The sequence below is a fragment of the Profundicola chukchiensis genome, assembly GCF_029664245.1.
GTDB classification, from domain to species: Bacteria; Bacteroidota; Bacteroidia; order Flavobacteriales; family Weeksellaceae; genus Profundicola; species Profundicola chukchiensis.
Window position 1 is genome coordinate 42934 of sequence record NZ_JANAIE010000005.1, and the last position, 25512, is coordinate 68445.

At 35.4% G+C, this 25512-nt stretch carries 21 protein-coding genes and 1 riboswitch; all 21 genes read left to right on the forward strand.

Annotation, left to right across the window (positions count from 1 at the left end):
• Positions 1-155: 155 nt before the first annotated feature.
• The 21 genes from NLM59_RS07905 (at position 156) to thiH (ending at position 25510) form a co-directional block, all read left to right on the forward strand.
• Positions 156-2912 (forward strand): 2-oxoglutarate dehydrogenase E1 component, encoded by a 2757-nt coding sequence (locus tag NLM59_RS07905; protein ID WP_304417228.1) that lies wholly within the window; start codon positions 156-158, stop codon positions 2910-2912.
• Positions 2913-2928: 16 nt separating this feature from the next.
• Entirely contained in the window at positions 2929-4164 is a 1236-nt protein-coding gene (gene odhB, locus NLM59_RS07910) for a 2-oxoglutarate dehydrogenase complex dihydrolipoyllysine-residue succinyltransferase (RefSeq protein ID WP_304417229.1), read from the forward strand.
• Positions 4165-4569: 405 nt separating this feature from the next.
• On the forward strand, positions 4570-6696 hold the full coding sequence (gene scpA, locus NLM59_RS07915; protein ID WP_304417230.1) for a methylmalonyl-CoA mutase: 2127 nt from the start codon (positions 4570-4572) through the stop codon (positions 6694-6696).
• A gap of 30 nt (positions 6697-6726) precedes the next feature.
• Complete coding sequence (locus NLM59_RS07920; RefSeq protein ID WP_304417231.1) at positions 6727-7617, forward strand: 3-hydroxyacyl-CoA dehydrogenase family protein; 891 nt, start codon at positions 6727-6729, stop codon at positions 7615-7617.
• A 165-nt stretch (positions 7618-7782) separates the two neighbouring features.
• Positions 7783-9912 (forward strand): S46 family peptidase, encoded by a 2130-nt coding sequence (locus tag NLM59_RS07925; protein WP_304417232.1) that lies wholly within the window; start codon positions 7783-7785, stop codon positions 9910-9912.
• A gap of 78 nt (positions 9913-9990) precedes the next feature.
• Complete coding sequence (locus tag NLM59_RS07930) at positions 9991-10992, forward strand: M28 family peptidase (RefSeq protein ID WP_304417233.1); 1002 nt, start codon at positions 9991-9993, stop codon at positions 10990-10992.
• A gap of 96 nt (positions 10993-11088) precedes the next feature.
• Positions 11089-11556: a nuclear transport factor 2 family protein gene (locus NLM59_RS07935; protein WP_304417234.1), complete on the forward strand. Its 468-nt coding sequence runs from the start codon at positions 11089-11091 to the stop codon at positions 11554-11556.
• A gap of 88 nt (positions 11557-11644) precedes the next feature.
• Complete coding sequence (locus tag NLM59_RS07940; RefSeq protein WP_304417235.1) at positions 11645-12598, forward strand: acetyl-CoA carboxylase carboxyltransferase subunit alpha; 954 nt, start codon at positions 11645-11647, stop codon at positions 12596-12598.
• Between the two features lie 231 nt (positions 12599-12829).
• Positions 12830-14401, forward strand: coding sequence for a replicative DNA helicase (gene dnaB, locus NLM59_RS07945; RefSeq protein WP_304417236.1), 1572 nt, complete (start codon positions 12830-12832; stop codon positions 14399-14401).
• A gap of 164 nt (positions 14402-14565) precedes the next feature.
• Positions 14566-15264, forward strand: a complete 699-nt coding sequence (locus tag NLM59_RS07950; RefSeq protein ID WP_304417237.1) for an SIMPL domain-containing protein — start codon at positions 14566-14568, stop codon at positions 15262-15264.
• Positions 15265-15289: 25 nt separating this feature from the next.
• On the forward strand, positions 15290-15712 hold the full coding sequence (locus tag NLM59_RS07955; protein ID WP_304417238.1) for an Mpo1 family 2-hydroxy fatty acid dioxygenase: 423 nt from the start codon (positions 15290-15292) through the stop codon (positions 15710-15712).
• Between the two features lie 296 nt (positions 15713-16008).
• Complete coding sequence (locus NLM59_RS07960; protein WP_304417239.1) at positions 16009-16491, forward strand: hypothetical protein; 483 nt, start codon at positions 16009-16011, stop codon at positions 16489-16491.
• A 441-nt stretch (positions 16492-16932) separates the two neighbouring features.
• Complete coding sequence (locus NLM59_RS07965; protein ID WP_304417240.1) at positions 16933-17127, forward strand: hypothetical protein; 195 nt, start codon at positions 16933-16935, stop codon at positions 17125-17127.
• 258 nt (positions 17128-17385) lie between these two features.
• The gene (gene uvrC, locus NLM59_RS07970) at positions 17386-19185 is read left to right on the forward strand and encodes an excinuclease ABC subunit UvrC (RefSeq protein ID WP_304417241.1); all 1800 of its coding nucleotides are present in this window, start codon (positions 17386-17388) and stop codon (positions 19183-19185) included.
• 151 nt (positions 19186-19336) lie between these two features.
• A riboswitch (TPP riboswitch) is annotated at positions 19337-19435 on the forward strand.
• 107 nt (positions 19436-19542) lie between these two features.
• Positions 19543-19746: a sulfur carrier protein ThiS gene (gene thiS / locus NLM59_RS07975; protein ID WP_304417242.1), complete on the forward strand. Its 204-nt coding sequence runs from the start codon at positions 19543-19545 to the stop codon at positions 19744-19746.
• Positions 19747-19782: 36 nt separating this feature from the next.
• Positions 19783-21642 (forward strand): phosphomethylpyrimidine synthase ThiC, encoded by a 1860-nt coding sequence (thiC, locus tag NLM59_RS07980; protein WP_304417243.1) that lies wholly within the window; start codon positions 19783-19785, stop codon positions 21640-21642.
• Positions 21643-21645: 3 nt separating this feature from the next.
• Positions 21646-22233: a thiamine phosphate synthase gene (locus tag NLM59_RS07985; protein ID WP_304417244.1), complete on the forward strand. Its 588-nt coding sequence runs from the start codon at positions 21646-21648 to the stop codon at positions 22231-22233.
• Positions 22226-22996: a hydroxymethylpyrimidine/phosphomethylpyrimidine kinase gene (locus NLM59_RS07990; protein ID WP_304417245.1), complete on the forward strand. Its 771-nt coding sequence runs from the start codon at positions 22226-22228 to the stop codon at positions 22994-22996. Before NLM59_RS07985 ends, NLM59_RS07990 begins: the two co-directional genes overlap by 8 nt.
• Positions 22986-23633 carry a thiamine phosphate synthase gene (gene thiE, locus NLM59_RS07995; protein ID WP_304417246.1) on the forward strand — a complete coding sequence of 216 codons (648 nt, stop codon included), beginning with the start codon at positions 22986-22988 and terminating at the stop codon, positions 23631-23633. The genes NLM59_RS07990 and thiE overlap by 11 nt, the downstream gene beginning before the upstream one ends.
• Positions 23626-24408 carry a thiazole synthase gene (locus NLM59_RS08000; RefSeq protein WP_304417247.1) on the forward strand — a complete coding sequence of 261 codons (783 nt, stop codon included), beginning with the start codon at positions 23626-23628 and terminating at the stop codon, positions 24406-24408. The genes thiE and NLM59_RS08000 overlap by 8 nt, the downstream gene beginning before the upstream one ends.
• Positions 24401-25510 (forward strand): 2-iminoacetate synthase ThiH, encoded by a 1110-nt coding sequence (thiH, locus tag NLM59_RS08005; RefSeq protein ID WP_304417248.1) that lies wholly within the window; start codon positions 24401-24403, stop codon positions 25508-25510. The genes NLM59_RS08000 and thiH overlap by 8 nt, the downstream gene beginning before the upstream one ends.
• Positions 25511-25512: the final 2 nt, after the last annotated feature.

Below are 25512 nucleotides of genomic sequence, written 5' to 3' on the forward strand. Positions count from 1 at the left end.
AATAAATGAACCCACTTCGGTGGGTTTTTTTTATTTTTATACTTTTTATAAATAACGCAATAGAAAATAGCTTTAACCTTTCAAGTTTTTCTATTCTTTATTTTCAATTAAAATAGTAACTTTGTACTTATATTATAATTCGATTAAATTAAAATATGGATCGATTTTCTTTTCTAAATGCTGTGCATGCAGAATACATAGATAGCCTCTATGAAAAATACAAACAATTCCCTGATTCGGTTGATGCTTCATGGCGTACCTTCTTTCAAGGATACGACTTTGGCTCACAAAGCTATAATGGTTTTTCGGTCCAGGAACTTGTAGACAACCAATCTGGTGTAACCGGAGTTCCCGAAGAAATTCAAAAGGAATTCAAGGTCATTGACTTGATCAACGGATACCGAAAGAGAGGTCACTTGTTTACAAAAACAAACCCTGTTCGTACCAGAAGAACTTATACACCAACCCTAGATCTAGAGAATTTTGGACTAAGTCAAGACGATTTAGATAAAAAATTCGAAGCTGGAAACATTCTAGGAATAGGTGAAAAAGCTACTTTGAGCGAGATTGTTCAACACCTAGAAGATATGTACTGCGATTCTATCGGGATCGAATATATGTACATTCGTGACCCAGAAATTATTTCTTGGATTCAGAATTGGTTGAATAAAAACTTAAAGCAACCTATTCTTTCTAAGGAAGAAAAAAGACAGGCGCTTCATAAGTTAAATGAAGCCGTGGCTTTTGAACGCTTTTTACATACCAAATTCGTTGGTCAAAAAAGATTCTCAGTAGAAGGGAACGAATCTATTATCCCAGCTTTAGATGAAATTATTCACCGAGGAGCTGAACAAGGAGTAGAGGAGTTTGTAGTAGGTATGGCACACCGTGGACGCTTAAACGTTCTTGCCAATGTGTTTAGAAAATCTTACTCTCAGATTTTCTCTGAGTTCGAAAAGAAAGATTTTGAAGATGAGTTCTTTGATGGTGACGTTAAATATCACTTAGGTTCATCTACCTTAACTAAAACCCCAAGTGGGAAAGAAGTTAAGATAAACTTAGCTCCAAACCCTTCTCACTTAGAAACTGTGAACGCGGTTGTTGAAGGTATCACAAGAGCTAAAATTGACCTTAAATATAATAATGACTACAAAAAGGCAATGCCAATCCTAATTCATGGAGACGCTGCGATTGCTGGTCAAGGTATTGTATATGAGGTGATTCAAATGGAAGACCTAGACGGATATAAAACCGGAGGTACTGTTCATATCGTATTGAATAACCAAATTGGATTTACAACCAATTACTTAGATGGTAGATCAAGTACATATTGTACAGATTTAGCAAAAGTAAACTTAAATCCAGTTTTACATGTGAATGCAGACGACGTAGAAGCTGTAATTCACGCTGTACGTTTTGCGGTTGATTTCAGAAATGAATTCCAATCAGACGTATTCATCGATTTATTAGGATATAGAAAATATGGTCACAACGAAGGTGATGAGCCTCGTTTTACCCAGCCAAAATTATATAAAGCTATTGCTAAACATAGCAATACAAGAGAAATCTATAAAGAGAAGTTAGAGAAAGAAGGTATTGTTGGAGATGATTTCATTGCTGAGATGGAAGAGGACTTCAAGAATATTCTAGAAAATCATTTTGAAGCTTCGAAAAAGATTGAGAAAAATGCTTTAGATCCATTTATGCCAGACTTATGGGAAGATTATACCATTCGTCGCGAAGAGGAAATGTTAGCTGAAATCGATACTACTTTCCCGGCAGAAAAGATCAAGGAAATCTCTAAGAGCATTACGACACTTCCAGAAGGTAAAAACTTCATTAGAAAAGAAGTTCGCTTACATGATCAACGCCACAAAATGGTGTTCGAAGACAACCAAATCGACTGGGGAATGGCAGAACTATTGGCTTATGGTTCGCTATTGTCAGAAGGATTTGATGTAAGAGTATCTGGAGAAGACGTAGAAAGAGGTACATTCTCGCATCGCCACGCAGTTATTAAAACCGAAGACGCAGAAGAAGAGTTTATTTTATTAAATAATCTGAAAGGCGATCAAGGAAGAATGCAGATTTATAACTCACTATTATCTGAGTACGCTGTATTAGGATTTGACTATGGGTACGCTATGGCAGCTCCAAAAACTTTAACGATTTGGGAAGCACAGTTTGGGGATTTCTCCAATGGAGCACAAATTGTTACAGACCAATACATCTCTGCAGCAGAAGATAAATGGAAAATCCAAAATGGATTAGTTCAATTCTTGCCTCACGGTTACGAAGGTCAAGGTGCTGAGCACTCTTCGGCTCGTGTAGAAAGATACCTGCAAATGTGTGCACAAGGTAATATGATTATTGCTAACTGTACTACACCAGCTAACTTCTTCCACTTGTTGAGAAGACAAATGAAAGCTGATTACCGTAAGCCATTGGTGATATTTACACCTAAGAGTTTATTGCGTCATCCAAGAGTGAACGCAACTATCGAAGAATTATCAGAAGGAGCATTCCAACCGATTATTCAAGATGAGGTTAAGAGCAAAAAGAAAGTAGAAAGAGTTGTATTCTGTACTGGTAAATTATATTATGATTTACTAGAGAAGAAAGAGGAAATTAAAGATGAAAAAGTTGCTTTAGTTAGATTAGAACAACTATATCCTTTACATAAAGACAAAATGCAAGAAATTATTTCTTCTTATCCAAACGCAGATTTAGTTTGGGCACAAGAAGAGCCAGAAAATATGGGTGCGTGGTCATTTATTTTAATGCACCTAAGAGAACTACCTTGGAAGCTTATTTCGCCAAAAGCGAGTGCTGCTCCGGCTTCAGGTTCATATAAAAGATGGAGCGTAAACCAAGAAAGAGTGATCAATAACGTATTTAACTTAAACGAATAAAAAACCACATCAAAATATGAGTGTACTAGAAATGAAAGTCCCTTCACCGGGAGAGTCCATTACAGAAGTTGAAATTGCAACTTGGTTAGTCGAAGACGGAGATTATGTAACTAAAGACCAACCAATTGCTGAGGTAGATTCAGATAAAGCTACCCTAGAATTACCTGCAGAAGAAAGTGGTATTATTACCCTTAAAGCAGAGGAAGGTGATGTGGTAAAAGTAGGAGGCGTGGTTTGTCTTATCGACATGAGCGCAGAAAAACCTGCTGATGCCGACAAAGAAGCACCTAAAGCTAAAGAAGAAGCTCCTAAGGAAGAGCCTGCAAAACCTGCAGCGCCTAAAGAAGAGCCAAAATCTTATGCAACGGGTTCAGCATCTCCTGCGGCTAAGAAAATTATTGCAGAGAAAGAAATCGACGCTTCTCAAATCAAAGGTACGGGCAAAGATGGTCGTATCACTAAAGCAGACGCTGAGAGCTTTGTTCCTTCTATGGGAACTGCACCAGCCTACGCTAATAGAGGAGTGGAGCGCAAGAAATTATCTCGTTTAAGAAGATCTTTATCAGAAAGATTAGTTTCTGTTAAGAACGAAACAGCGATGTTAACTACCTTCAACGAGGTTGATATGTCTGCTATCTTCGAATTGAGAAATAAATACAAAGAAGAGTTCAAAGCTAAGCATGGTGTAGGATTAGGCTTTATGTCTTTCTTTACAAAAGCTGTTGTACGTGCGTTGCAAGCTTTCCCAGAAGTTAACGCTATGATCGACGGAGACTACAAAGTTTCTTACGATTTCATGGATATTTCTATCGCCGTATCAGGTCCAAAAGGATTGATGGTACCAGTTGTTAGAAATGCTGAAATGTTAACTTTCAGAGGAGTTGAGCAAAACATTAAAGATTTAGCAATCAAAGTACGCGATGGGAAAATTTCTATCGATGAAATGACTGGAGGAACCTTTACAATTACCAACGGAGGAGTTTTCGGATCTATGTTATCAACACCGATCATCAACCCACCTCAATCTGCAATCTTAGGAATGCACAACATTGTTGAGCGTCCAGTGGTTAAAAACGGAGGAATCTCTATTGCGCCAATCATGTTCGTAGCACTTTCTTATGACCACAGAATTATCGACGGTAGAGAGTCTGTTGGATTCTTAGTAACGGTTAAAGAAGCATTAGAAAACCCAGCAGAATTATTGATGGGTGGTACAGACGATGCTAGCATCAGACGTGCATTAGAGCTATAAACAGTATATTTTTAATATAAAATTAATTAAACTTTCAAGGTATGTATTTATCTTGAAAGTTTTTTTTTGGGCGAATTTTCAGCAGGTTTTTTTCAATGGATGAAAAAAAACGGCAGAAAACCGCGCTTTCCCGCCAATATTTGGCCTGTGTGCTTACAAAAAATCTCGTGGAAAGAGTTTGTGCAAGCACGCCACTTTTCCACTTCGTTTTTTGTAGAAGCACACAAACCAAAGGATTTCTGTACAATCGCTTTCGCGCTCTGAGTCTAACATATCTACCAAGCAAAAGCTTATTATATTTTTTAAAGAATCGAACTTCACTGATGGCTATTCTCCCGACTTTCTCTACCTAAAAATAGCCTAAGTTTAATAAAAACCTTATTTTTACATTATAAATTCTACATTATGTCAGAACGTAAAGATTTTTCAGGCATTTCACTTGATCTTAATATACTTAAAGAACAACCCAAAGTCCAAACACAGGAATTTGATGGTTTAAAAGTGCAGAATGCTTATGAAAACATCCCAGATCTAAGTGAAAGATTTGTTTCTGGATTTTCACCTTACTTGAGAGGTCCGTATACAACAATGTATGTAAAAAGACCTTGGACTATTCGTCAATATGCAGGTTTTTCTACCGCCGAAGAATCTAATGCTTTTTATAGAAGAAACTTAGCTGCCGGACAAAAAGGTTTGTCGGTTGCTTTCGACTTAGCAACACACCGCGGATATGATTCAGATAACGAGCGTGTGCGTGGAGACGTAGGAAAAGCAGGAGTTGCTATCGACTCGGTAGAGGATATGAAAATTCTTTTCGATCAAATTCCATTAGATAAAATTTCTGTTTCTATGACCATGAATGGTGCAGTTTTGCCAATTTTGGCATTTTACATCGTAGCTGGTGAAGAGCAAGGTGTTTCACAAGACCAACTTAGTGGAACCATTCAAAATGATATTTTGAAGGAATTTATGGTTAGAAATACGTATATCTATCCGCCAAAGCCTTCCATGAAAATTATTTCAGACATTTTTGAATATACAACCCAACATATTCCAAGATTCAACTCGATTTCCATCTCAGGTTACCATATGCAAGAAGCAGGCGCGACGCCAGCGTTAGAAATGGCGTATACCTTAGCCAACGGATATGAGTACGTGAAAACAGGATTAGAAGCAGGATTAGATATTGATGATTTTGCGCCAAGATTATCTTTCTTCTGGGCTATCGGAATGAACTTCTTCCAGGAAGTGGCTAAACTAAGAGCCGCAAGAATGCTTTGGGCTAAATTAATTTCTGAGTTTAAGCCTAAGAATAAAAAATCATTAATGCTGAGAACTCATTGCCAAACGAGTGGTTGGAGTTTAACAGAGCAAGAACCTTACAATAATATAGCTAGAACGGCCATTGAAGCATTAGCAGCGACTTTAGGTGGAACTCAATCTCTGCATACTAACGCACTAGACGAGGCAATTGCATTACCAACAGATTTCTCGGCACGTATTGCAAGAAATACACAGTTAATTATTCAAAATGAGACCCAAATTACGAGAACCGTAGACCCAATGGGTGGATCTCATATCATTGAAAACTTAACTCAAGAAATCGCAGAAAAAGCTTGGGAATTTATTCAAGAGGTAAATGAATTAGGTGGAATGACCAAAGCTATCGAAGCTGGAATTCCAAAAATGAGAATTGAAGAAGCCGCTGCAAGAAAACAAGCCAACATCGATTCTGGAGAAGATATTATTGTTGGAATCAACGGATTTAAATCAAATTTAGAACAAGAGCAATTCGAGATTCTATCTATTGACAATACGGAGGTTCGTAGAAAGCAAATCGAAAGATTAGAGCAAATCAAGAGTACTCGTAATCAAGAAAAAGTGGATGCAGCTTTAGAAGCTATTAAAAAAGCAGCTAAATCTGGCGAAGGAAACCTTTTAGCTTTAAGCGTTACAGCAGCAAGAGAGCGTGCAACATTAGGAGAAATTTCAGATGCTATGGAAGAATCATTCGGAAGACATAAAGCCAAAATTCAATCGATTCAAGGCGTTTATGCATCGGCAGCAGCGGATGTAGATAGCTTTAAAAAAGCTCGAAAAATGGCGGATGAATTTGAGCAGAATGAAGGGCGTAGACCAAGAATTATGGTGGCTAAAATGGGACAAGATGGTCATGATCGTGGAGCAAAAGTGGTTTCGACTAGTTTCGCAGATATGGGATTTGATGTGGATATTGCACCGTTGTTCCAAACACCAAAAGAAGTGGCTAAACAAGCCATAGAAAACGACGTTCATGTGCTAGGAATTTCATCTTTAGCAGCTGGACACTTAACCTTAGTTCCTGAAGTTGTTAAGGAATTAGAAAAACTAGGAAACAAGGATATTTACATCGTAGTAGGTGGAGTAATTCCTCAGCAAGATTATGATTTCTTATACAAAAATGGAGCGGATGCCATATTTGGTCCAGGAACTAATTTAACACATAGTGCGATTAAAATTCTAGAGGAATTACAATCAGCTAAGACAAAATAATTTAAACGAAAGAATAAAAAATAAATATAAATGAAGAACATCACAGTTATTGGTGCAGGTACCATGGGTAATGGAATTGCTCACGTATTTGCTCAAAAAGATTTCAACGTACATTTAGTAGATATTTCACAAGATGCTTTAGATAAAGCGGTTGCAACCATCGGGAAAAACCTTGATAGAATGGTTGCAAAAGAAAGAATCACTGAAGATGATAAAAAGTCGACTTTAGCTAATATTACTACTTTCACTTCTATTGATGATGCCATCACAGAAGCTGATTTAATTGTAGAAGCAGCTACTGAAAATGTTGATTTAAAAATGAAAATCTTTAGAGAGCTAGATGAAAAAGCTCCTGAGAAAGCAATTTTAGCAACCAATACTTCTTCAATTTCTATTACACAAATCGCTGCTCAAACTAAAAGAGCTGATAAAGTAATCGGAATGCACTTTATGAACCCAGTTCCAATTATGAAATTGGTTGAGGTAATTAGAGGTTATAATACATCTGATGAGGTGACAAACCGCATTATGGAAATGTCTAAAAACCTAGGAAAAGTTCCAGTTGAGGTTAACGATTATCCAGGTTTCGTTGCTAATAGAATTTTAATGCCAATGATTAACGAAGCAATTTATTGCTTATACGAAGATGTAGCGGGTGTAGAGGAAATCGACACTGTGATGAAATTAGGTATGGCACATCCAATGGGACCACTTCAGTTGGCTGACTTTATAGGATTAGATGTTTGTCTATCTATCTTAAACGTATTGTACGACGGATTCAAAAATCCTAAATATGCTCCATGTCCGTTATTAGTAAATATGGTAATGGCAGGTAAGAAAGGAGTGAAGTCTGGAGAAGGATTCTACGACTATTCTGAAAGTAAAAAAGCAGAAAAAATAGCGGCACAATTCGCTAAATAAAAGCTTATAATTCCAATAGCCCACAAATTTTGAATCCTCGGATTTAAGCTTTGTGGGTTTTTTATTTAAAATAAATCTTTAAAGCAAGTTAAAATTGATTTTGAAGCATTTTACACCAAAATCAATCACAAAATCTTTATTATATTTACCAAAATTGAATTAATTATGATGACAACGTATTCGAAGTTGAGCATTGTTGCGTTATTCTTGAGTGTATTTACATTCGCCCAGCAAGGTGGTGGAATGTGGATTCCAACAGAATTAAACGAACAAGAAATGAAAGAAATGGGAATGAATATTTCTGCAAAAGATATTTTCGACCCATCCCAACCTAGTATTAAAGATGCGATCGCTCACTTTGGTGGAGGTTGTACCTCAGAGGTGATTTCTCCAAAAGGTTTATTATTAACTAATCATCATTGTGGTTTTGGTCAAATTCAATCACACTCAACCGTAGAAAATAACTATTTAGAAGATGGTTTTTGGGCTGAGTCTTTTGAGAAAGAATTACCAAACCCAGGTTTAGATGCTACTTTTATTGTAGACATCCGCGAGGTTACTGATAAAGTATTACAAGGTGTTAGTTCAACGGATTCTGAAGTTGTTAGAAACGGTAGAATTAAAGATAATATCGACATCATTACAGCGAATACAGTAAAAGAATCATATCAAGATGTAATGATTAAGCCTTTCTATAAAGGAAATAAATACTATTTATTCATTACTGAAACTTACAAAGATGTGAGATTAGTAGGTGCCCCACCAAGTAGCATCGGGAAATTCGGAAGCGATACAGATAACTGGATGTGGCCAAGACACACTGGGGATTTTGCTGTATTTAGAATTTATGCAGATAAGAACAATAAGCCAGCTGAATATTCAAAAGATAACGTTCCTTACACTCCAAAACACTACTTACCAGTTAATGTAGGTGGAATTAACGAAGGTGACTTTACTTTTGTATTTGGTTTCCCAGGTATGACAGATGAGTATTTACCAGCTTCTTCTATCGAGCAAATTACTACGAAATTAAACCCAGCTAAAATTGAAATCAGAGAAAATGCATTGAAAATTATTGATGGTTACATGAAGAGTGATCCTCAAATTAAAATCCAATATGCATCTAAATATGCAAGAGTTGCTAACTACTACAAAAAGTGGATTGGTGAGAATCAAGGTTTAGCAAAATCTAATGCTATTGCTAAAAAGAAAGCTTATGAAGCTGACTTTAATGAAAGAGTACGCAAGGCATGTATGACAGAAAAGAGCAAAAGATGTGTTGAGTATCCAAGCTTAGTTTCAGATTTAGACAAGCTAAATGGAATGATCGAGCCTTATAACTTTGCAAGTGATTATTTCGACGAGACAATTTATAGAAATTCTGAAACCTTTAGAGTTGCCCTTTTATTAAATAACGTATTGGCATTAGAGAAAAAAGAAGGTTTTGATGCGTATTACAATAGAATTGAAGGTTATTTAGATGGTTTATTTAAAGACTATAATGCAATGGTAGACAAAGAAGTTTCTTTAGCATTATGGGATATGTACAAAGAAAATATGCCTAAAGAATTTCAACCTAAAGATGTAAATATCACTGCTGATGACATTAAGAATTCTGTAATTGTAAAATCATTAGCAAAAGATACTAAGAAAACTTTCTCTAATAAGGCTAGCTTTTTAAAAGCTTTAAAATCTGATGCTTTAGTTGCTAAGATTGGAAAAGTGAAAGATGCTTACGAAAACAATGTTACTAAGAATCAATCACAGCTTCAAGCTCAGATTAATAATAAAATGAGAACTTACATGAAAGCTCAGTTAGAATTTATGGATGACACTAAATTCTTCCCAGATGCTAACTCTACTTTACGTGTAACTTACGGTAAAGTAAATGGTTATGAGCCTTCAGATGCAGTTTACTATGCGCCAACTTCTACTTTAAAAGGGGTAATGGAGAAATATGTTCCTGGTGATTACGAGTTCGACGCTCCAGCTAAATTAATTGAGTTATACAATAACAAAGATTATGGAGATTATGCTCAAGATGGTGAAATTCCAGTTAACTTCTTAGCAACTAACCACACGACAGGAGGAAACTCTGGAAGTCCTGCTTTAGATGCTGATGGTAACTTAATCGGTTTGAACTTCGATAGAGTTTGGGAAGGAACTATGAGTGACTATAACTATGATCCAGAAATCTGTAGAAACATCATGGTTGATGCTCGTTATATCTTGTTCATCATCGATAAATATGCTAATGCTCAGCGTTTAATCGACGAGATGACATTAGTTAAGTAATAATAACAACAACTATTTACATAAATGAATTTCATTCCGGTGAAATTCATTTATGTTTTAGGCCAAAAATCTTTCAATATGAATAAATTAATAATTTTAGCTGCTTTAGCTTTTGGATTTGCTTGCAAGTCTCAACAAAATGTAGCGGTAAAAGATACCAGCGTTCAGGCTTATGAATTGAGTCAGTACATTGAGGAAAACGAGATCAAGGAAATGCTGTACACTTACGCCAGTGATGAATTCAAAGGTCGTGAGGCAGGTTCAGAGTTCGAGTATATCGCAACAGAATATATCCGTGATTTTTATAAAGATTTAGGAATTGCTGCAGCCCCTGGAACGCAAGACTATTATCAATTAATTCCACAAGGAACTTATTCTAGATTGTCAGGTGACGCTAACAATGTGGTAGCATATTTACCTGGAACGGATAAAGCTGATGAAGTAATAGTTTTATCTGCTCATTTAGATCACTTAGGTGTTCATAATGGTAAAACCTATAACGGTGCTGATGATGATGGTAGTGGAACTATTGCTATAATGAATATTGCAAAGGCAATGAAGAAAGCTTCTGATAAAGGAATTAAGCCTCGTAGAACAATTGTATTCTTACACGTAACAGGAGAGGAAAAAGGCTTATACGGATCTCATTATTATGCCGAAAACCCATTATTGCCTTTAGAAAATACCATTACGAATTTAAACATAGATATGATTGGTAGAGTGGATGATGAGCACAAAAATGATGAAGATTATCTTTATTTAATCGGTTCAGAAATGTTGAGCAAAGAATTAAAACAAGTTTCTGATGAGGTGAACAACAAACACTTCCAAATGAATTTTGATTATAGATTCGATGCTCCAAACGATCCTAATAGATTCTACTACAGATCAGATCATTATAATTTTGCTAAAAATGGTATTCCTGTAATTTTCTATTTTAATGGAACACACGATGACTATCACAAGGATTCTGATACTGCCGATAAAATTAACTATCCATTGTTGACTAAACGCACAAAATTAATTTTTGCTACAGCTTGGACTTTAGCCAATAGAGAAAACAAACCAGCTTTAGATTAAAATTTTAGTTGAGTTAGATTTAAAACTTAAAATGCTTCTTTTATTGACGATATTAAAAGAAGCATTTTTTTGTACATTTAATTTAAATAATATTTCATGCAAAAGATTTACATCCTATTAATAAGCGTTTTAATAACTTCATGTGCCAGTATTCCACAAGCTCAAGAAAAAGAACAAATCGATAAAGTACTAAACGAATGGCATCATGCAGCCGCTGTGGCAGACGAAGATGCATTTTTTGGAGCTTTTGCTGAAGATGGAATTTATATCGGCACAGACGCAACAGAACATTGGACAGCTAAAGAATTACAAGAATGGTCCGTAAAAGCATTTGCTAAAGAATCAGCCTGGGCATTTGAATCTTATAATCGGCATATATTCTTTTCTAAAGATGGCAAAACTGCTTGGTTTGATGAATTGTTAAACACTTGGATGGGGACTTGTAGAGGTTCAGGTGTTTTAGAGAAAGTTGATGGTGATTGGAAAATAGCCCATTATCACTTGGCGGTGGCTGTTCCCAATCAGAAAATTAATGACTATTTAGACTTACTAAAAGAGGACTAAGAAAACAGCTATCTTAGGTTTTAGATTAATTTTCACACTTTGGTTGTTTACGATTTCTTATATTTGTTTTTACATTAAAATTCAACCCATGGATTATTTAGATTTTGAAATGCCAATCAAGGAATTGATGGAGCAGTATGATAAGTGCATTTCGATAGGAGAAGAAAGCGGTATTGACGTAAATGAAAGCTGTAAGCAGATCGATGCTAAGCTATTAGAAGTCAAAAAAGAAATATATAGTAACTTGACACCTTGGCAAAGAGTCCAAGTTTCGAGACACCCGAATAGACCTTATACTTTAGATTACATTAAAGGTTTGACCAATAACAATTTTATCGAGTTGCATGGAGATAGAGCTTATGCAGATGATAAAGCTATGATTGGTGGATTTGGTAAATTAAATGGTGAAACCGTTATGTTTATCGGTCAACAAAAAGGAAAAAACACCAAAGAAAGACAATATCGTCGTTTTGGTATGTCAAATCCAGATGGATATAGAAAAGCACTTCGCTTAATGAAGTTGGCTGAGAAATTCAACAAACCTATTGTTACGTTTGTAGATACGCCAGGTGCTTATCCAGGTTTGGAGGCAGAAGAGAGAGGACAAGGTCAAGCAATTGCTTTAAATATCTCAGAAATGCTTCAATTGAAAGTTCCTGTGATCAGTGTAGTGATTGGTGAAGGAGCGAGTGGTGGAGCTTTAGGAATTGGTGTTGGAAACAAAGTTTATATGTTAGAAAACACTTGGTATTCTGTGATTTCTCCTGAATCTTGTTCTTCTATTTTATGGAGAAGTTGGGATTATAAAGAAACCGCAGCCGATGCCTTGAAATTGACGCCAGATGATATGTTAAAACAAAAAATCATCGACGGAATCATTCCAGAACCTTTAGGTGGTGCACATTCAGATGAGGAACAAATGTTTGAAATTCTTCGTGAACATCTTACGAAGTCCATCAAAGAATTAAGTAAATTATCTGAAAAAGAATTAACAAAAACACGTCAGGAAAAATTCCTAAAAATGGGTGTGTTTAAAGGTTAATTTTTCGTATATTATATAGAATTCAAGTTTACAAATTAAAATTAGTCTGAAGAAACTAGAGTTTCTTCGGACTACATTTGCCTTAAATTTTGATGGATTTATCCCATTGAAATTTTAACATCTTTGCAATCGCTTTTATAGTGTAAGCTTGCGAAGAGATTGTCGTCTTTGTTAATAAAACAAAGTGAATTTTTTAAAACCTATAAGCATTTTTTATACTTTTACCAGTCCATGGAGAACCCTAGCGCAAATATTAAAACGAACTTTAAACCACAGAAAATCAACACGGTAAATCGAGGTAAATTACCTCCTCAAGCGGTCGATTTAGAGGAAGCTGTGTTGGGAGCCATGATGATCGACAAAAAAGGATTGAACGAAACGATCGAGATCCTTCAAGAAGAATTTTTCTATCGTCCGGAGCATCAATACATTTTTGCTGCCATCACAACTTTGTTCAATGAATCACAACCAATCGATTTATTGACGGTTTCTAATCAGTTGAGAAAAGATGGTAAATTAGAGAGTGTGGGTGGTGACTTTTATTTAATCGGACTCACCCAAAAAGTATCAACCTCTGCACATATTGAATTCCACGCAAGAGTAATTCAAGAGAAATATGTTTTAAGAAAGTTGATTGAAATTTCTTCTAATATTATTGACAAGTCTTACGACGATACATCTGATATTTTTGAGTTATTAGATGAGGCCGAGAGCGAGATTTTCAAAATTACCGATGGTAGTTTGAAATCGAGTTATATGGATTCTAAATCATTAGTTTTCCAAGCTATTGAACAAATTAAAGCGATGTCTGAGAAAGAAGGTCTAAGTGGAGTTCCTTCTGGATTTACAGAAATCGATAAAATTACTTCAGGTTGGCAGGCTTCGGATTTAGTCATCTTAGCAGCTCGTCCTGGTATGGGTAAAACCGCTTTCGTATTGTCTATGGCAAAGAATATTGCTGTAGATAGTAAAATGCCGGTTGCTGTATTCTCTCTGGAGATGAGTAGTGTGCAGTTGATTACCCGTTTGATTGTAGGTGAAACCGGGATTAAATCAGATAAAATTAAAAAAGGTACCTTAACGGATGCCGAGTGGAAGCAGCTTTATACCAAAGTTAAAGGTTTAGAGAATGCACCACTTTATATTGACGATACGCCAGCCTTAAACGTTTTTGACTTAAGAGCTAAATGTAGAAGGCTAGTTTCTCAGCACGGAGTTAAGTTAATTATTATTGACTACTTGCAGTTAATGACCACTCGAGACAAGGGTGCTTCTGGTAACCGTGAGCAAGAAATTTCTACGATTTCTCGAAGTTTGAAAGCTATTGCAAAGGAGTTAAATGTACCCGTTATCGCACTTTCTCAGCTATCGAGAGCGGTTGAAACGCGTGGAGGAAATAAACGTCCATTATTATCCGACCTTAGGGAGTCTGGAGCGATTGAGCAGGATGCGGATATCGTAACCTTTATTTATCGTCCAGAGTATTATAAATTAGACCATTGGGATGACGAGGAGGCAACACCTTGTGCTGGACAGGCTGAGTTTATTATTGCAAAGCACAGAAACGGTGCCTTAGAAAATATTCGATTACGATTTATCGGTGATCAGGCTAAGTTTACCGATTTAGAAACTGAATCTTTTGATTTTGGTGAACCTGTAATGCTTCAAAGTAGTATGAATGATGGTGATGATTTAGGATTTACAGCATCTTCTGAAGAAGCATTTGGTAGTGGATTTGGACCAGAACAATTCGGAACGCCAGAGGATTTTAACACCGATGATGATGACGTAATGCCTTTTTAAGGGATTATATATTTAATAGAAAAAAATAGAAAGGTTTAACAATTGAAATATTTGTTAGACCTTTTTTTATGTTTAAAATTTAAGTTTATAAAATATTCTACATAAATTATATCGAGGTCTGCGTAATTATTTCTAGATTTAATGTAATTCTTAACCTTGTCATCATGAAAAAATTATTACTCGCTGGAATTTTACTATTCTTATTGCAATTAACCTTTGGGCAGACAAAGAATTTTATAGATAAACCATATTTGGAGACTTCTGCATATGCAGATTCTCTTGTGGTTCCTGATCTTATTTACTTAGATATTCTAATCAAAGAATCTGATAGTAGAAACAAGATTTCTGTAGAAGAATTAGAAGCAAGGATGATTGCCAAACTTAAATCATTGGGAATTAATACTGAAAAGCAACTTAGGCTAACAGACTTAGGGAGTAATTACAAGAAATATTTCTTAAAGCAAAAAGATATCATGAAGTCTAAGGCTTATGAGCTCAAAGTTTTTGATTCACAAACAGCAGGACGTGCGATTGTTGCTTTAGAAGAATTCGGGATTGCTAATGTTGAACTGGGAAAAACAGAATATTCAAAAAAAGAGGAGCTTCTTTTGGCATTAAGATCTGAAGCTATTAAAAAAGCTAAAGCACAGGCTGAATCTCTTTTAGAACCGCTCGGTCAAAATCTTGTCAAAGCTATATTTATTGCTGATAGCTACGATGAAGGATGGGATTCTGTAGATGTAAATCAGATTGTTGTTCTAGGATATAGTTCTACAGGCAAAAATACTTATACGCCACCAGAAATTGAGTTTAAGCCCAAAAAGTTTGTAGTTGCAGTGAATGTCAAATTTGAAATAGATTAAGTTAAATTTTATTTCTAAATAAATTATGAGAACAATTACTTCATTATTAGACGAATATGGTGAAAGTCATCAAAATCATACCAATAAACTCATTCATTGGATTTGTGTGCCTATTATTTTTTGGAGTATTACAGCACTTTTGTGGTCGGTTAAATTTTCTGAAGTAATGGGAATCCAGCTCAATTTAGCTATTATCGCCATGCTCTTGGTTTGGATTTATTACATCCGACTATCCATTAATTTAGCTTTTGGAATGTTGATTTTCATCTTCTTATGCTTTGGTTTAAGCTATTTTATTGAAAATCAATTCGGAACTGAAACCTTAGTATATACAGCAATAATAGTATTCTTTTTAGCTTGGGTCGGTCAGTTTTATGGGCATAAAGTTGAAGGAAAGAAGCCTTCGTTTATTAAGGATAAACAATTTCTGATGATTGGACCAGCTTGATTGTTACTCAAACTGTAAAAAAATGGAAATAAGAAAAATTTATTCAGATTCTTAAAATTTAATAAAAAAATCATGTTAGAAATTTGTATATAAAAAATTTAATTAATAAATTTATGAAGAGATGATTATTTTTGTACAATTTAATCGGAAAATCATTTATTGGAACTTTATTTTATAATAAGGAAAGTAGAAGAATTGTTTGTTAGCATTAATTTTAAAAAATGAAAGTCTGACTCGTATAAGCCGAAAAGCGAGCTAAAAAAAATGAGTAGGCATATTTTTTAACATTATTTATTATGAAAAAAATAATTATAATATTATTAATACTAATTCCTTTCGCAATTACTTTTAATTCATGTAATGAAGACGATGAAGTATTAAGTAAAGAAAAAGTAGAATTAATATCTAAAAATGGATTTAAAGTAGCAAATTCCGTAAATGATTTGAGATCTGAAATCTACATTCTTAAAGATCTTAATGAAGATGAACATTTAGAAATCACTAAAATAGAATATAGCTATTTTAAGAAATTTTCTTTTGCAGATATAAGTTATAAAACTAAAAATGGAAAAGAAAGTAATATTATTTATACAGATTATAATTTGAAAATGAATACAACCAAAGGATGTGAAGTAGGATGTGATTGTTATCAAGTCTCCTGTAGCGGTTCGGGTTGTTGTAGAGTAAAGATGACGGTGCCTGAAGATGGTGGAAGTCCTACATTCGAATGCACATGTAATGAATGTACTATGCATGTATTCACCAAGCCTTGTCCATAAACAATTGCTGGTCATTTTAAGAAACTTTGAGAATTAGCTTTTAAATAGATGGTTTGTTTATTAACTCTTTTAATTTATATTCTTAAGTACAAATTAAGCGGGATTCCTAAAACGGATTACCCGCTTATTTTATTTGTTGAAAACTTTTATTCTTAATTGAGAGTAAAGTAAAAAAATAGTTATTCTGGTTTCCCATAACGAATCAATTGTCTAGGGTTTTTTTAAGTTTTTTTTCAAATTTGAAAATTAAGATTTTAAGCAATAATATTGAAAACTAGGACGTTGAGGTAGATAGTTTATAAAAAGCATATTAAATGAAATTTACAATTCTTATCAGCTTATTATTTCTGGGAACTCTTTTCTTTGCCCAAAAAAGCACAGGATAATGCTATTCAAGCCCCCCCCCCCTCGAGTTAGCACCTGTCATTGCAAAAGGTCAATATGAGCGTTAGATTTTTACCCAATAAGTTTGGTGATAAAAAGGTTAGACCTACTTTAAGATTAAAAATTTCGGACGAAGTACGTACTTTCAAGCAGATTAGATCGAATGGTGAATGGAGTACATTTGGAATTTATCCAAATTCGCGTATTCATAGTAACTTCATGATTGGTATTGATACTTGGATGAGAAAATAATATAAAATTGAAAGATAAACCACGGTTTAAAATTTTAGAATTTTTATTAAACTCGAAGCGCGACAAGGATTGGTATAAAAATACTTTTTTTTGCCGAAAAGTTAAAAATAACATCGAAAGAGAGTGACCGCAGGAAGCTCCTCTGGCAAGCATATTTGTCTTTTTTGCGGAGAAAGATTGAAATGGAAAGCCTGTGTGTCGCCCAAATTTAACTTGCAGTTAAATCAATGCAAAAAAATCTTATCTTTGTTTTACTACATGAAGATTTCAGAACACATTCAATTAATTTTAAAGACTTTACCGCGTAAGCCGGGTGTTTATCAGCATCTGGACAAGGACGGAAAGGTGATTTATGTAGGTAAGGCTAAAAATCTTAAAAAGAGAGTTTCTCAATACTTTCATAAGGTGCATGATGGAAAAACTCGTGTTTTGGTAAAGCGAATTGAGGATATAAAAACCATTGTTGTTGATAATGAATTCGAAGCTTTATTGCTTGAGAATAATTTGATTAAAAAATATCAGCCACGTTATAATATCATGCTCAAGGATGATAAAACCTATCCATGGATTTGTATTAAAAAAGAGCGTTTTCCTAGAATTATCTATACCCGACAACTTAAAAAAGATGGTTCCGAATATTTTGGACCTTTTGCAAGTCCTAAGATTGCAAAAGGATTGTTGAGTCTTTTTAGAGAGATTTATACCCTACGAACTTGTAATTATGATTTATCTCCAGAGAAAATTGATGCTGGAAAATACAGAGTGTGCTTAGAGTATCATTTAGGGAACTGTTTGGGACCATGTGAAGGCCTGCAATCCGAGGAGGATTACATGGAGATGGTAGAAAATGCTAGAAATATTCTGAAAGGTAATTTTAAAGAAACTAAACAGTATTTAACCCAAAAAATGCATCACTATGCCGAAAACTTAGAGTTTGAATTAGCGCATAAGATGAAGGAAAAGATGAAACTCTTAGAGAATTATCATTCCAAATCCACGGTTGTTCATCCTTCTATTACACAAGTAGATGTGTATTCGATTGTATCTGATGAAAGCTATGCTTATGTCAATTTCTTCAATATTGTCAATGGAGCAATCATCCGTAGTCATACGACAGAGATTAAGAAAAAACTAGACGAAACGAACGAAGAAATTCTGGAGGAAGCTATTATTGAGCTTAGAGAAAGATTCCCATCGGATGCAAGAGAGATTTATCTTCCTTTTGAGCTGAGCATGGAAATTCCTAATGTGAAATTGACTGTTCCATTGATTGGTGACAAAAAGCGCATCGTTGAATTATCTGAACGAAATGCCAAGTACAATCGCCTTGAAAAGTTAAAGCAAACCAAGATTGTGGACCCAGATCGCCATGTGAAAAGAATTATGGCACAAATGAAAGCTGATTTGCGCTTGCCAAAGGAACCTCGTCATATAGAAGGCTTTGATAACTCAAATATTCAGGGGACAAATCCAGTTTCGGCTTGTGTGGTTTTTAAAGATGGAAAGCCAAGCAAGAAAGATTATCGACACTATAATATCAAAACTGTTGAAGGTCCGAATGACTTTGCAAGTATGGAGGAGGTCGTTTTTAGACGCTATAAAAGATTGATAGAAGAAGGCGAAGACTTACCACAGTTAATTGTGATTGATGGTGGAAAAGGTCAGTTGAGCTCTGCGGTTAAAAGTTTAGATGCATTAGGATTAAGAGGAAAAATTTCAATTCTTGGAATTGCTAAAAACTTAGAAGAATTATTCTTTCCAGGCGATCCGATTCCGTTGTATTTAGATAAAACTTCTGAAACTTTAAAAGTAATTCAGCAAGTGAGAGACGAATCTCACAGATTTGGTTTAGAACATCACCGAAACCGAAGAAGTAAATTAGGTTTAACTTCAGAGTTAGATGGAATTCCAGGAATTGGACCGAAAACCATTCAAGATTTATTGAAGAAATTCCGTTCTATTAAACGAATTAAGGAGGCTTCTTACGACGAAATTCAAGAGGTGATTGGTAAGAGTAGGGCGGAGAAATTGGTTTCTTATTTTAAAGCGAATCCATAATTACTTCAAGATTTTTTAGTTTAAATCATATTTCTTTAGATAGATTGATAATCAATTTATTGACTTTAATTCTATGATGAATTTTAGGCTTAAAAGTGTTATGCTTAATTAGCTTAATTTATTTCTCGCAGAATATTTTATATGTTTGTCTCGTAAACTTTAGGGGTGTTCTAAATGTAATTAGAACTGAGAAATACCCTTTGAACCTGATCTGGTTAGTACCAGCGAAGGGAAAAGTGAAATGCGTTTGCGCATTCTTTTCATTTGTGTATGGCGGTTGCCAACACACTTCAAAAATTGTATTTCCCTCAATAGCCTTTTTAGAGTTTACAGAATATTTAAAAATATTGCTGTACAATGATTAAAATTAAGGTTAACGACAAATCACTCGAAATCGAAAAGGATTTCACCATTCAACAACTTCTTTCAAAAATTGGCTCTCCGCAAGACGGTATTGCTGTGGCCATCAATGATTCCATTGTTTTTAAACATTTGTGGAGCAGTCAGACTTTGGTTGAAAATGATAAAATCTTAATCATTCAAGCAACCCAAGGAGGATAATAACAAACTTTAAAAACAATAAAGAAAAATCATTTTATGAAAATTAAAGATACGGCTCCAAAAAAGGAGACAATTACAAGAGATCCATTCCCAAATTCTAAGAAAATTTATGTTCAGGGTAAGCTGCATCCACAGATTCAAGTGGCGATGCGAGAAATTTCTTTAAGCGACACCAAGGACTCTTTAACCGGAAAATTAACACCGAACGAGCCGGTAACTGTGTATGATACCTCGGGTCCATATACCGATCCAACTAAGGAAATTAACATCCACAAAGGAATTGAGAAGATTCGTGAACAATGGATTTTAGATAGAAATGACGTAGAGCGATTAGACAGTTTCTCTTCTGAATATTGTAATCAGAGATTAAACGACAAGAGTTTAGATCACATGCGTTTTTCTCTTTTGAATAAACCATTAAGAGCTAAAAAAGGGAAGAATGTTACCCAATTGCATTATGCGAAACAAGGTATTATCACGCCTGAGATGGAATATATTGCTATTCGTGAGAATCAGCGTATTGATGAGATGACCGAAATTAGAAAACAACATAAAGGTCATGATTTTGGGGCTTCTATTCCTGCTAAAATTACGCCTGAATTCGTACGTGATGAGGTGGCAAAAGGTAGAGCGGTAATTCCATCGAATATCAATCATCCAGAGGCGGAACCTATGATTTTAGGCCGTAATTTCTTAGTGAAAATCAATGCGAATATTGGAAATTCAGCCGTTACTTCTTCTATTGAAGAGGAGGTTGAAAAAGCTGTATGGGCGTGTAGATGGGGTGCGGATAACATCATGGATTTATCTACTGGAGAAAATATCCACGAAACACGCGAATGGATTATTCGTAATTCGCCAGTTCCGGTTGGGACCGTTCCAATTTACCAGGCTTTGGAGAAAGTAAACGGTGTTGCCGAAGACTTAACTTGGGAGATTTTTAGAGATACTTTAATCGAACAAGCAGAGCAAGGGGTTGATTATTTCACCATTCATGCAGGTGTATTGTTGAGATACATTCCAATGACGGCCAATCGTGTAACGGGAATTGTTTCTCGCGGTGGTTCTATCATGGCAAAATGGTGTTTGGCGCATCACAAGGAAAGTTTCTTATACACGCATTTCGAAGATATTTGTGAAATCATGAAACAATACGACGTGGCATTTTCTTTAGGAGATGGTTTGCGTCCAGGGTCTATTGCTGATGCCAATGATGAAGCTCAATTTGCGGAATTAGAAACCTTAGGAGAATTGGTTAAAATCGCTAGAAGACATGATGTTCAGTGCTTTATCGAAGGTCCAGGCCACGTTCCTATGCACATGATTAAGGAAAATATGGACAAACAAATTGAGGTGTGTGATGAAGCGCCTTTCTATACCTTAGGGCCTTTAACAACGGATATTGCGCCAGGTTATGATCACATTACTTCAGGAATTGGAGCGGCTATGATTGGCTGGTATGGTTGTGCCATGTTATGTTATGTAACACCGAAAGAGCATCTTGGTTTACCGAATAAAGAGGACGTTCGAGTTGGAGTAATTACTTATAAACTAGCAGCTCATGCGGCAGATTTAGCTAAAGGTCATCCGGGAGCTCAACATAGAGACAATGCCTTGAGTATGGCTCGATTTGAATTCAGATGGGAAGATCAGTTCAATCTTGGTCTAGATCCAGAGCGTGCAAGGGAGTATCACGATGAAACTTTACCTGCAGCTGGTGCTAAATTAGCTCACTTCTGTTCTATGTGTGGTCCAAAGTTCTGTTCAATGAAAATTTCGCAAGAAGTTCGTGACTTTGCCGCTGTCAATGACATTGTCGACAATGAAGTCATTCAGAAAGGAATGGAAGAAAAATCGGAAGAGTTTAGAGAAAAAGGTTCAGAAGTTTATCTATAATACATGCTTATCCTAATTTCTCCAGAGAAAGACTTAAAAAATGAAATAAGTATTCTAAATCAGCTGTTTGAGGCTGGTTTAGAGTGCTTTCATTTGAGAAAACCGACTTATAGCAAAGAGGAAATGGTGGCTTATTTACAACAAATAGATGCTAAGTTTCATAACAGAATCGTGCTTCATTCTTTTCATGAATTAGTCAATACGTTTAATGTTAGAGGCATTCATTTTTCTGAAAGTTTGAGAGTTCAGTATATCGATCATCCAAGTAAGTATTTTATGGATTTAAACATGTTTGGAAAGTCTATTAGTTCTTCTTTTCATGAAATTAAAGACATAGAAAACTGTTATTTTGAGTTCGATTATCACTTTTTAAGTCCTGTTTTCAATTCAATTTCTAAGGAGAATTATCAAGGGAGACATTTTGATGTAAATAAAGTTGATAAGGATATTATAGCCTTAGGCGGAATGACATCAGAAAGTATAAACCAAATAAAAGATTTAGGATTTAAAGGAGCAGCAGTTTTAGGAAGCCTTTGGAACGCTGAAAATCCAGTGGAATATTTTAAAATTTTAAAAACCAATTTTGGATAAGCTAACCTATGTATTAAGTATTGCTGGCCACGATCCTAGTGCGGGAGCAGGACTGACTTCAGATCTTAAAACCATGGGAAATCATGGCGTTTATGGTCTTTCAGTTTGCACGGCTCTAACGATTCAAAATGATGTGGATTTTGTGAAATGTCATTGGATTCCCATCGAGCAGATTTTGGAACAGATAGAAATTGAGTTCAAGCGTTTTGATATTTCTGTTGTTAAAATCGGAATCGTAGAATCATTGGAAAACTTAAAGCTCATTCTGCTTAAGTTAAAAGAGTTAAATCCAAACATAAAAGTTGTTCTAGATCCCATTTTAAAAGCTAGTGCTGGTTTTGATTTTCATAGCAATGAAGTTCAAAAGGCATGGATGGATATTTGGAAACAGTGTTTTATTGTTACGCCCAACTTCGATGAGATTCAACAATTGAACTCAAAGGCAGATTGGAAGTCAAATTTGAAGGAAATAAATCAATTCACTCATGTGTATTTAAAAGGTGGGCACAGAAACGACAAGTTAGGCTGGGATGAGGTTTACTTAAAATCTGGAGAACAAATTTCTATCGCTCCTAAAGTAAATTCAGTTTACCAAAAACACGGTAGCGGATGTGTTTTTTCCTCAGCTTTAGCGAGCAATTTAGCTTTAGGCTTTGATTTAGAATCAGCATGCAGAAACGCCAAATATTACACAGAACAGTTTTTAAACTCTCATCCATCGTTGTTGGGAGTTCATTTAAACATAAAAAAACATGATCAGTAAATTACATTATATATCTCAGGGGAAAACTCCTCTAGAGCACTTAGAAAATATAGAAAAAGCCTGTCTTCACGGAGCAGATTGGATTCAACTTAGATTGAAGAATTTGGATGAAGAAAGTATTTTAAGCACAGCAAAAAAAGCTCGTGAAATCACATCAGCTCATCAAGTGAAGTTAATAATCAATGACTATTGCAAAGTGGCGAAACAAGTAGAAGCGGATGGAGTTCACCTAGGAAAAACGGACACTTGTCCTGCGATGGCTCGTAAAGAATTACTTGATTGGCAAATCATCGGTGGAACAGCAAACACACTTGAAGATTGCAAAGCATTGGTGGAAAAGCAAGTCGATTACATCGGGTTAGGACCGTTTCGATTTACCACGACGAAGGACAATTTAAGTCCCATTTTAGGATTGGAAGGTTACACTCAAATCTTAGACAACTTAAACTCTAATATTCCTGTGATTGCCATCGGTGGAATAACCTTAACCGATGTTGTAGATATTTTGAAAACCAAAGTGTATGGCGTCGCTGTTTCAGGTGAAATTACTTCGGACTTTAATACAATTTCAGCATTTCAAGAGCAATTAAAAACTTCTAAACTGGCTAACCTTTTAAAACAGAACCAACATGTATAAAGAAAATGATAATCTAACCATTGCTGATAAAACGTTTAATTCACGACTTTTTACGGGAACTGGAAAATTCAGTAGTTCTAAATTAATGGAAGAGGCAATTTTGGCTTCTGAAAGTGAATTAGTGACCGTCGCGTTAAAAAGAGTAGAACTTGAAAATGAGTCAGACGATATTTTGGTTCATTTAAAACAGAATCATATTCATTTATTACCGAATACTTCTGGTGTTAGAACCGCGAAAGAAGCTATTTTTGCCGCTCAATTAGCCCGTGAAGCTTTAGGAACGAATTGGATTAAATTAGAAATTCATCCGGATCCTAAATACTTATTACCCGATCCTATTGAAACTTTGAAAGCTGCTGAAGAGCTAGTGAAATTAGGCTTTGTTGTGATGCCATACATTCACGCCGATCCAGTTTTGTGTAAACGATTGGAAGATGTCGGAACGCAATGTGTGATGCCTTTGGGAGCACCGATCGGGAGTAATAAAGGAATTAAAACCAAGGAGTTTTTAGAAATAATCATAGAGCAATCTAATGTTCCGGTGATTGTAGACGCAGGAATTGGAGCGCCTTCGCATGCGGCTTATGCCATGGAGTTAGGTGCTGATGCCGTTTTGGTGAATACCGCCATTGCTGTTTCTCAGAATCCTGTGCAAATGGGATTGGCCTTTAAACTCGCTGTAGAAGCAGGGCGAATGGCTTTTCAGTCTAAATTAGCTCCTGTAAGAAAATATGCCGAAGCTAGTAGTCCTTTAACCGCCTTTCTTCATGAGTAGTTTTCGCAAAACATTTGAGTTGTACAATTGGGACGACATCCAAACTGAGATTTACCAAGTGACCGAACAGGATGTTGAAAGAGTTTTAGCTAAGGATAAAATCGATTTAGAGGATTTTAAAATCTTAATTTCTCCTGCTGCTAAGCCGTTTTTGGAAGAAATGGCAAAGCGTAGTTATGCAATCACCAAGAAGCGTTTTGGAAATACAATTCAAATGTATATTCCGATGTATTTATCGAATGAATGTCAGAATATTTGCACCTATTGTGGCTTTAGTTTGACGAATTTAATCACTAGAAAAACGCTGTCAGATCAAGAAATTTTGGATGAGGTGGCTTACATCAAAAAACAAGGCTATGATCATATTTTATTGGTAACGGGTGAAGCTAATAAAACCGTCGGTGTGGAATATTTAAAGAATGCGATTAAGCTAATTCGTGAGCATTTTTCTAATATTAGTATTGAAGTTCAACCTTTGAATCAGGAGGAATATGAAGTCTTGATTAAAGAAGGATTGTATGCGGTGTTGGTGTATCAGGAAACTTATCACGAAGCGGCCTATAAAATGCATCATCCTAAAGGGAAAAAGTCGAATTTCAATTATAGACTAGATACGCCCGATCGATTGGGGAAAGCCGGAATTCATAAAATTGGTTTAGGTGCTTTATTTGGTTTGGAAGATTGGCGAGTGGATAGTTTTTACACAGCACTTCATTTAAAATATCTTCAAAAAACCTATTGGAAAACCAAGTATTCTATCTCCTTTCCGCGCCTGCGACCACATGAAGGTGATGTGCAACCCAAAGTAGAAATGACCGATTCTGATTTAGTGCAATTGATTTGTGCTTATCGTTTATTAGACGAGGATGTGGAGCTATCAATTTCTACCCGCGAATCTGAAAAGTTCAGAAATAACATCATCAATCTCGGGATTACGTCTATGAGTGCCGCCTCTAAAACCAATCCTGGTGGTTATTCCGTGGATGAACAATCATTAGAGCAGTTTGAGATTTCAGATGAAAGAAGCACAGAAGAAATTAAAAAAATGATTCAATCTCAAGGCTATGAAGTGGTTTGGAAAGATTGGGAGAAATGTTTTTAAAA

Coding starts and splice junctions, on each gene's coding strand:
- NLM59_RS07905 (WP_304417228.1), top strand. CDS start 156: ATGGATCGATTTTCTTTTCTAAATGCTGTGCATGCAGAATACATAGAT.
- odhB (WP_304417229.1), top strand. CDS start 2,929: ATGAGTGTACTAGAAATGAAAGTCCCTTCACCGGGAGAGTCCATTACA.
- scpA (WP_304417230.1), top strand. CDS start 4,570: ATGTCAGAACGTAAAGATTTTTCAGGCATTTCACTTGATCTTAATATA.
- NLM59_RS07920 (WP_304417231.1), top strand. CDS start 6,727: ATGAAGAACATCACAGTTATTGGTGCAGGTACCATGGGTAATGGAATT.
- NLM59_RS07925 (WP_304417232.1), top strand. CDS start 7,783: ATGATGACAACGTATTCGAAGTTGAGCATTGTTGCGTTATTCTTGAGT.
- NLM59_RS07930 (WP_304417233.1), top strand. CDS start 9,991: ATGAATAAATTAATAATTTTAGCTGCTTTAGCTTTTGGATTTGCTTGC.
- NLM59_RS07935 (WP_304417234.1), top strand. CDS start 11,089: ATGCAAAAGATTTACATCCTATTAATAAGCGTTTTAATAACTTCATGT.
- NLM59_RS07940 (WP_304417235.1), top strand. CDS start 11,645: ATGGATTATTTAGATTTTGAAATGCCAATCAAGGAATTGATGGAGCAG.
- dnaB (WP_304417236.1), top strand. CDS start 12,830: ATGGAGAACCCTAGCGCAAATATTAAAACGAACTTTAAACCACAGAAA.
- NLM59_RS07950 (WP_304417237.1), top strand. CDS start 14,566: ATGAAAAAATTATTACTCGCTGGAATTTTACTATTCTTATTGCAATTA.
- NLM59_RS07955 (WP_304417238.1), top strand. CDS start 15,290: ATGAGAACAATTACTTCATTATTAGACGAATATGGTGAAAGTCATCAA.
- NLM59_RS07960 (WP_304417239.1), top strand. CDS start 16,009: ATGAAAAAAATAATTATAATATTATTAATACTAATTCCTTTCGCAATT.
- NLM59_RS07965 (WP_304417240.1), top strand. CDS start 16,933: ATGAGCGTTAGATTTTTACCCAATAAGTTTGGTGATAAAAAGGTTAGA.
- uvrC (WP_304417241.1), top strand. CDS start 17,386: ATGAAGATTTCAGAACACATTCAATTAATTTTAAAGACTTTACCGCGT.
- thiS (WP_304417242.1), top strand. CDS start 19,543: ATGATTAAAATTAAGGTTAACGACAAATCACTCGAAATCGAAAAGGAT.
- thiC (WP_304417243.1), top strand. CDS start 19,783: ATGAAAATTAAAGATACGGCTCCAAAAAAGGAGACAATTACAAGAGAT.
- NLM59_RS07985 (WP_304417244.1), top strand. CDS start 21,646: ATGCTTATCCTAATTTCTCCAGAGAAAGACTTAAAAAATGAAATAAGT.
- thiE (WP_304417246.1), top strand. CDS start 22,986: ATGATCAGTAAATTACATTATATATCTCAGGGGAAAACTCCTCTAGAG.
- NLM59_RS08000 (WP_304417247.1), top strand. CDS start 23,626: ATGTATAAAGAAAATGATAATCTAACCATTGCTGATAAAACGTTTAAT.
- thiH (WP_304417248.1), top strand. CDS start 24,401: ATGAGTAGTTTTCGCAAAACATTTGAGTTGTACAATTGGGACGACATC.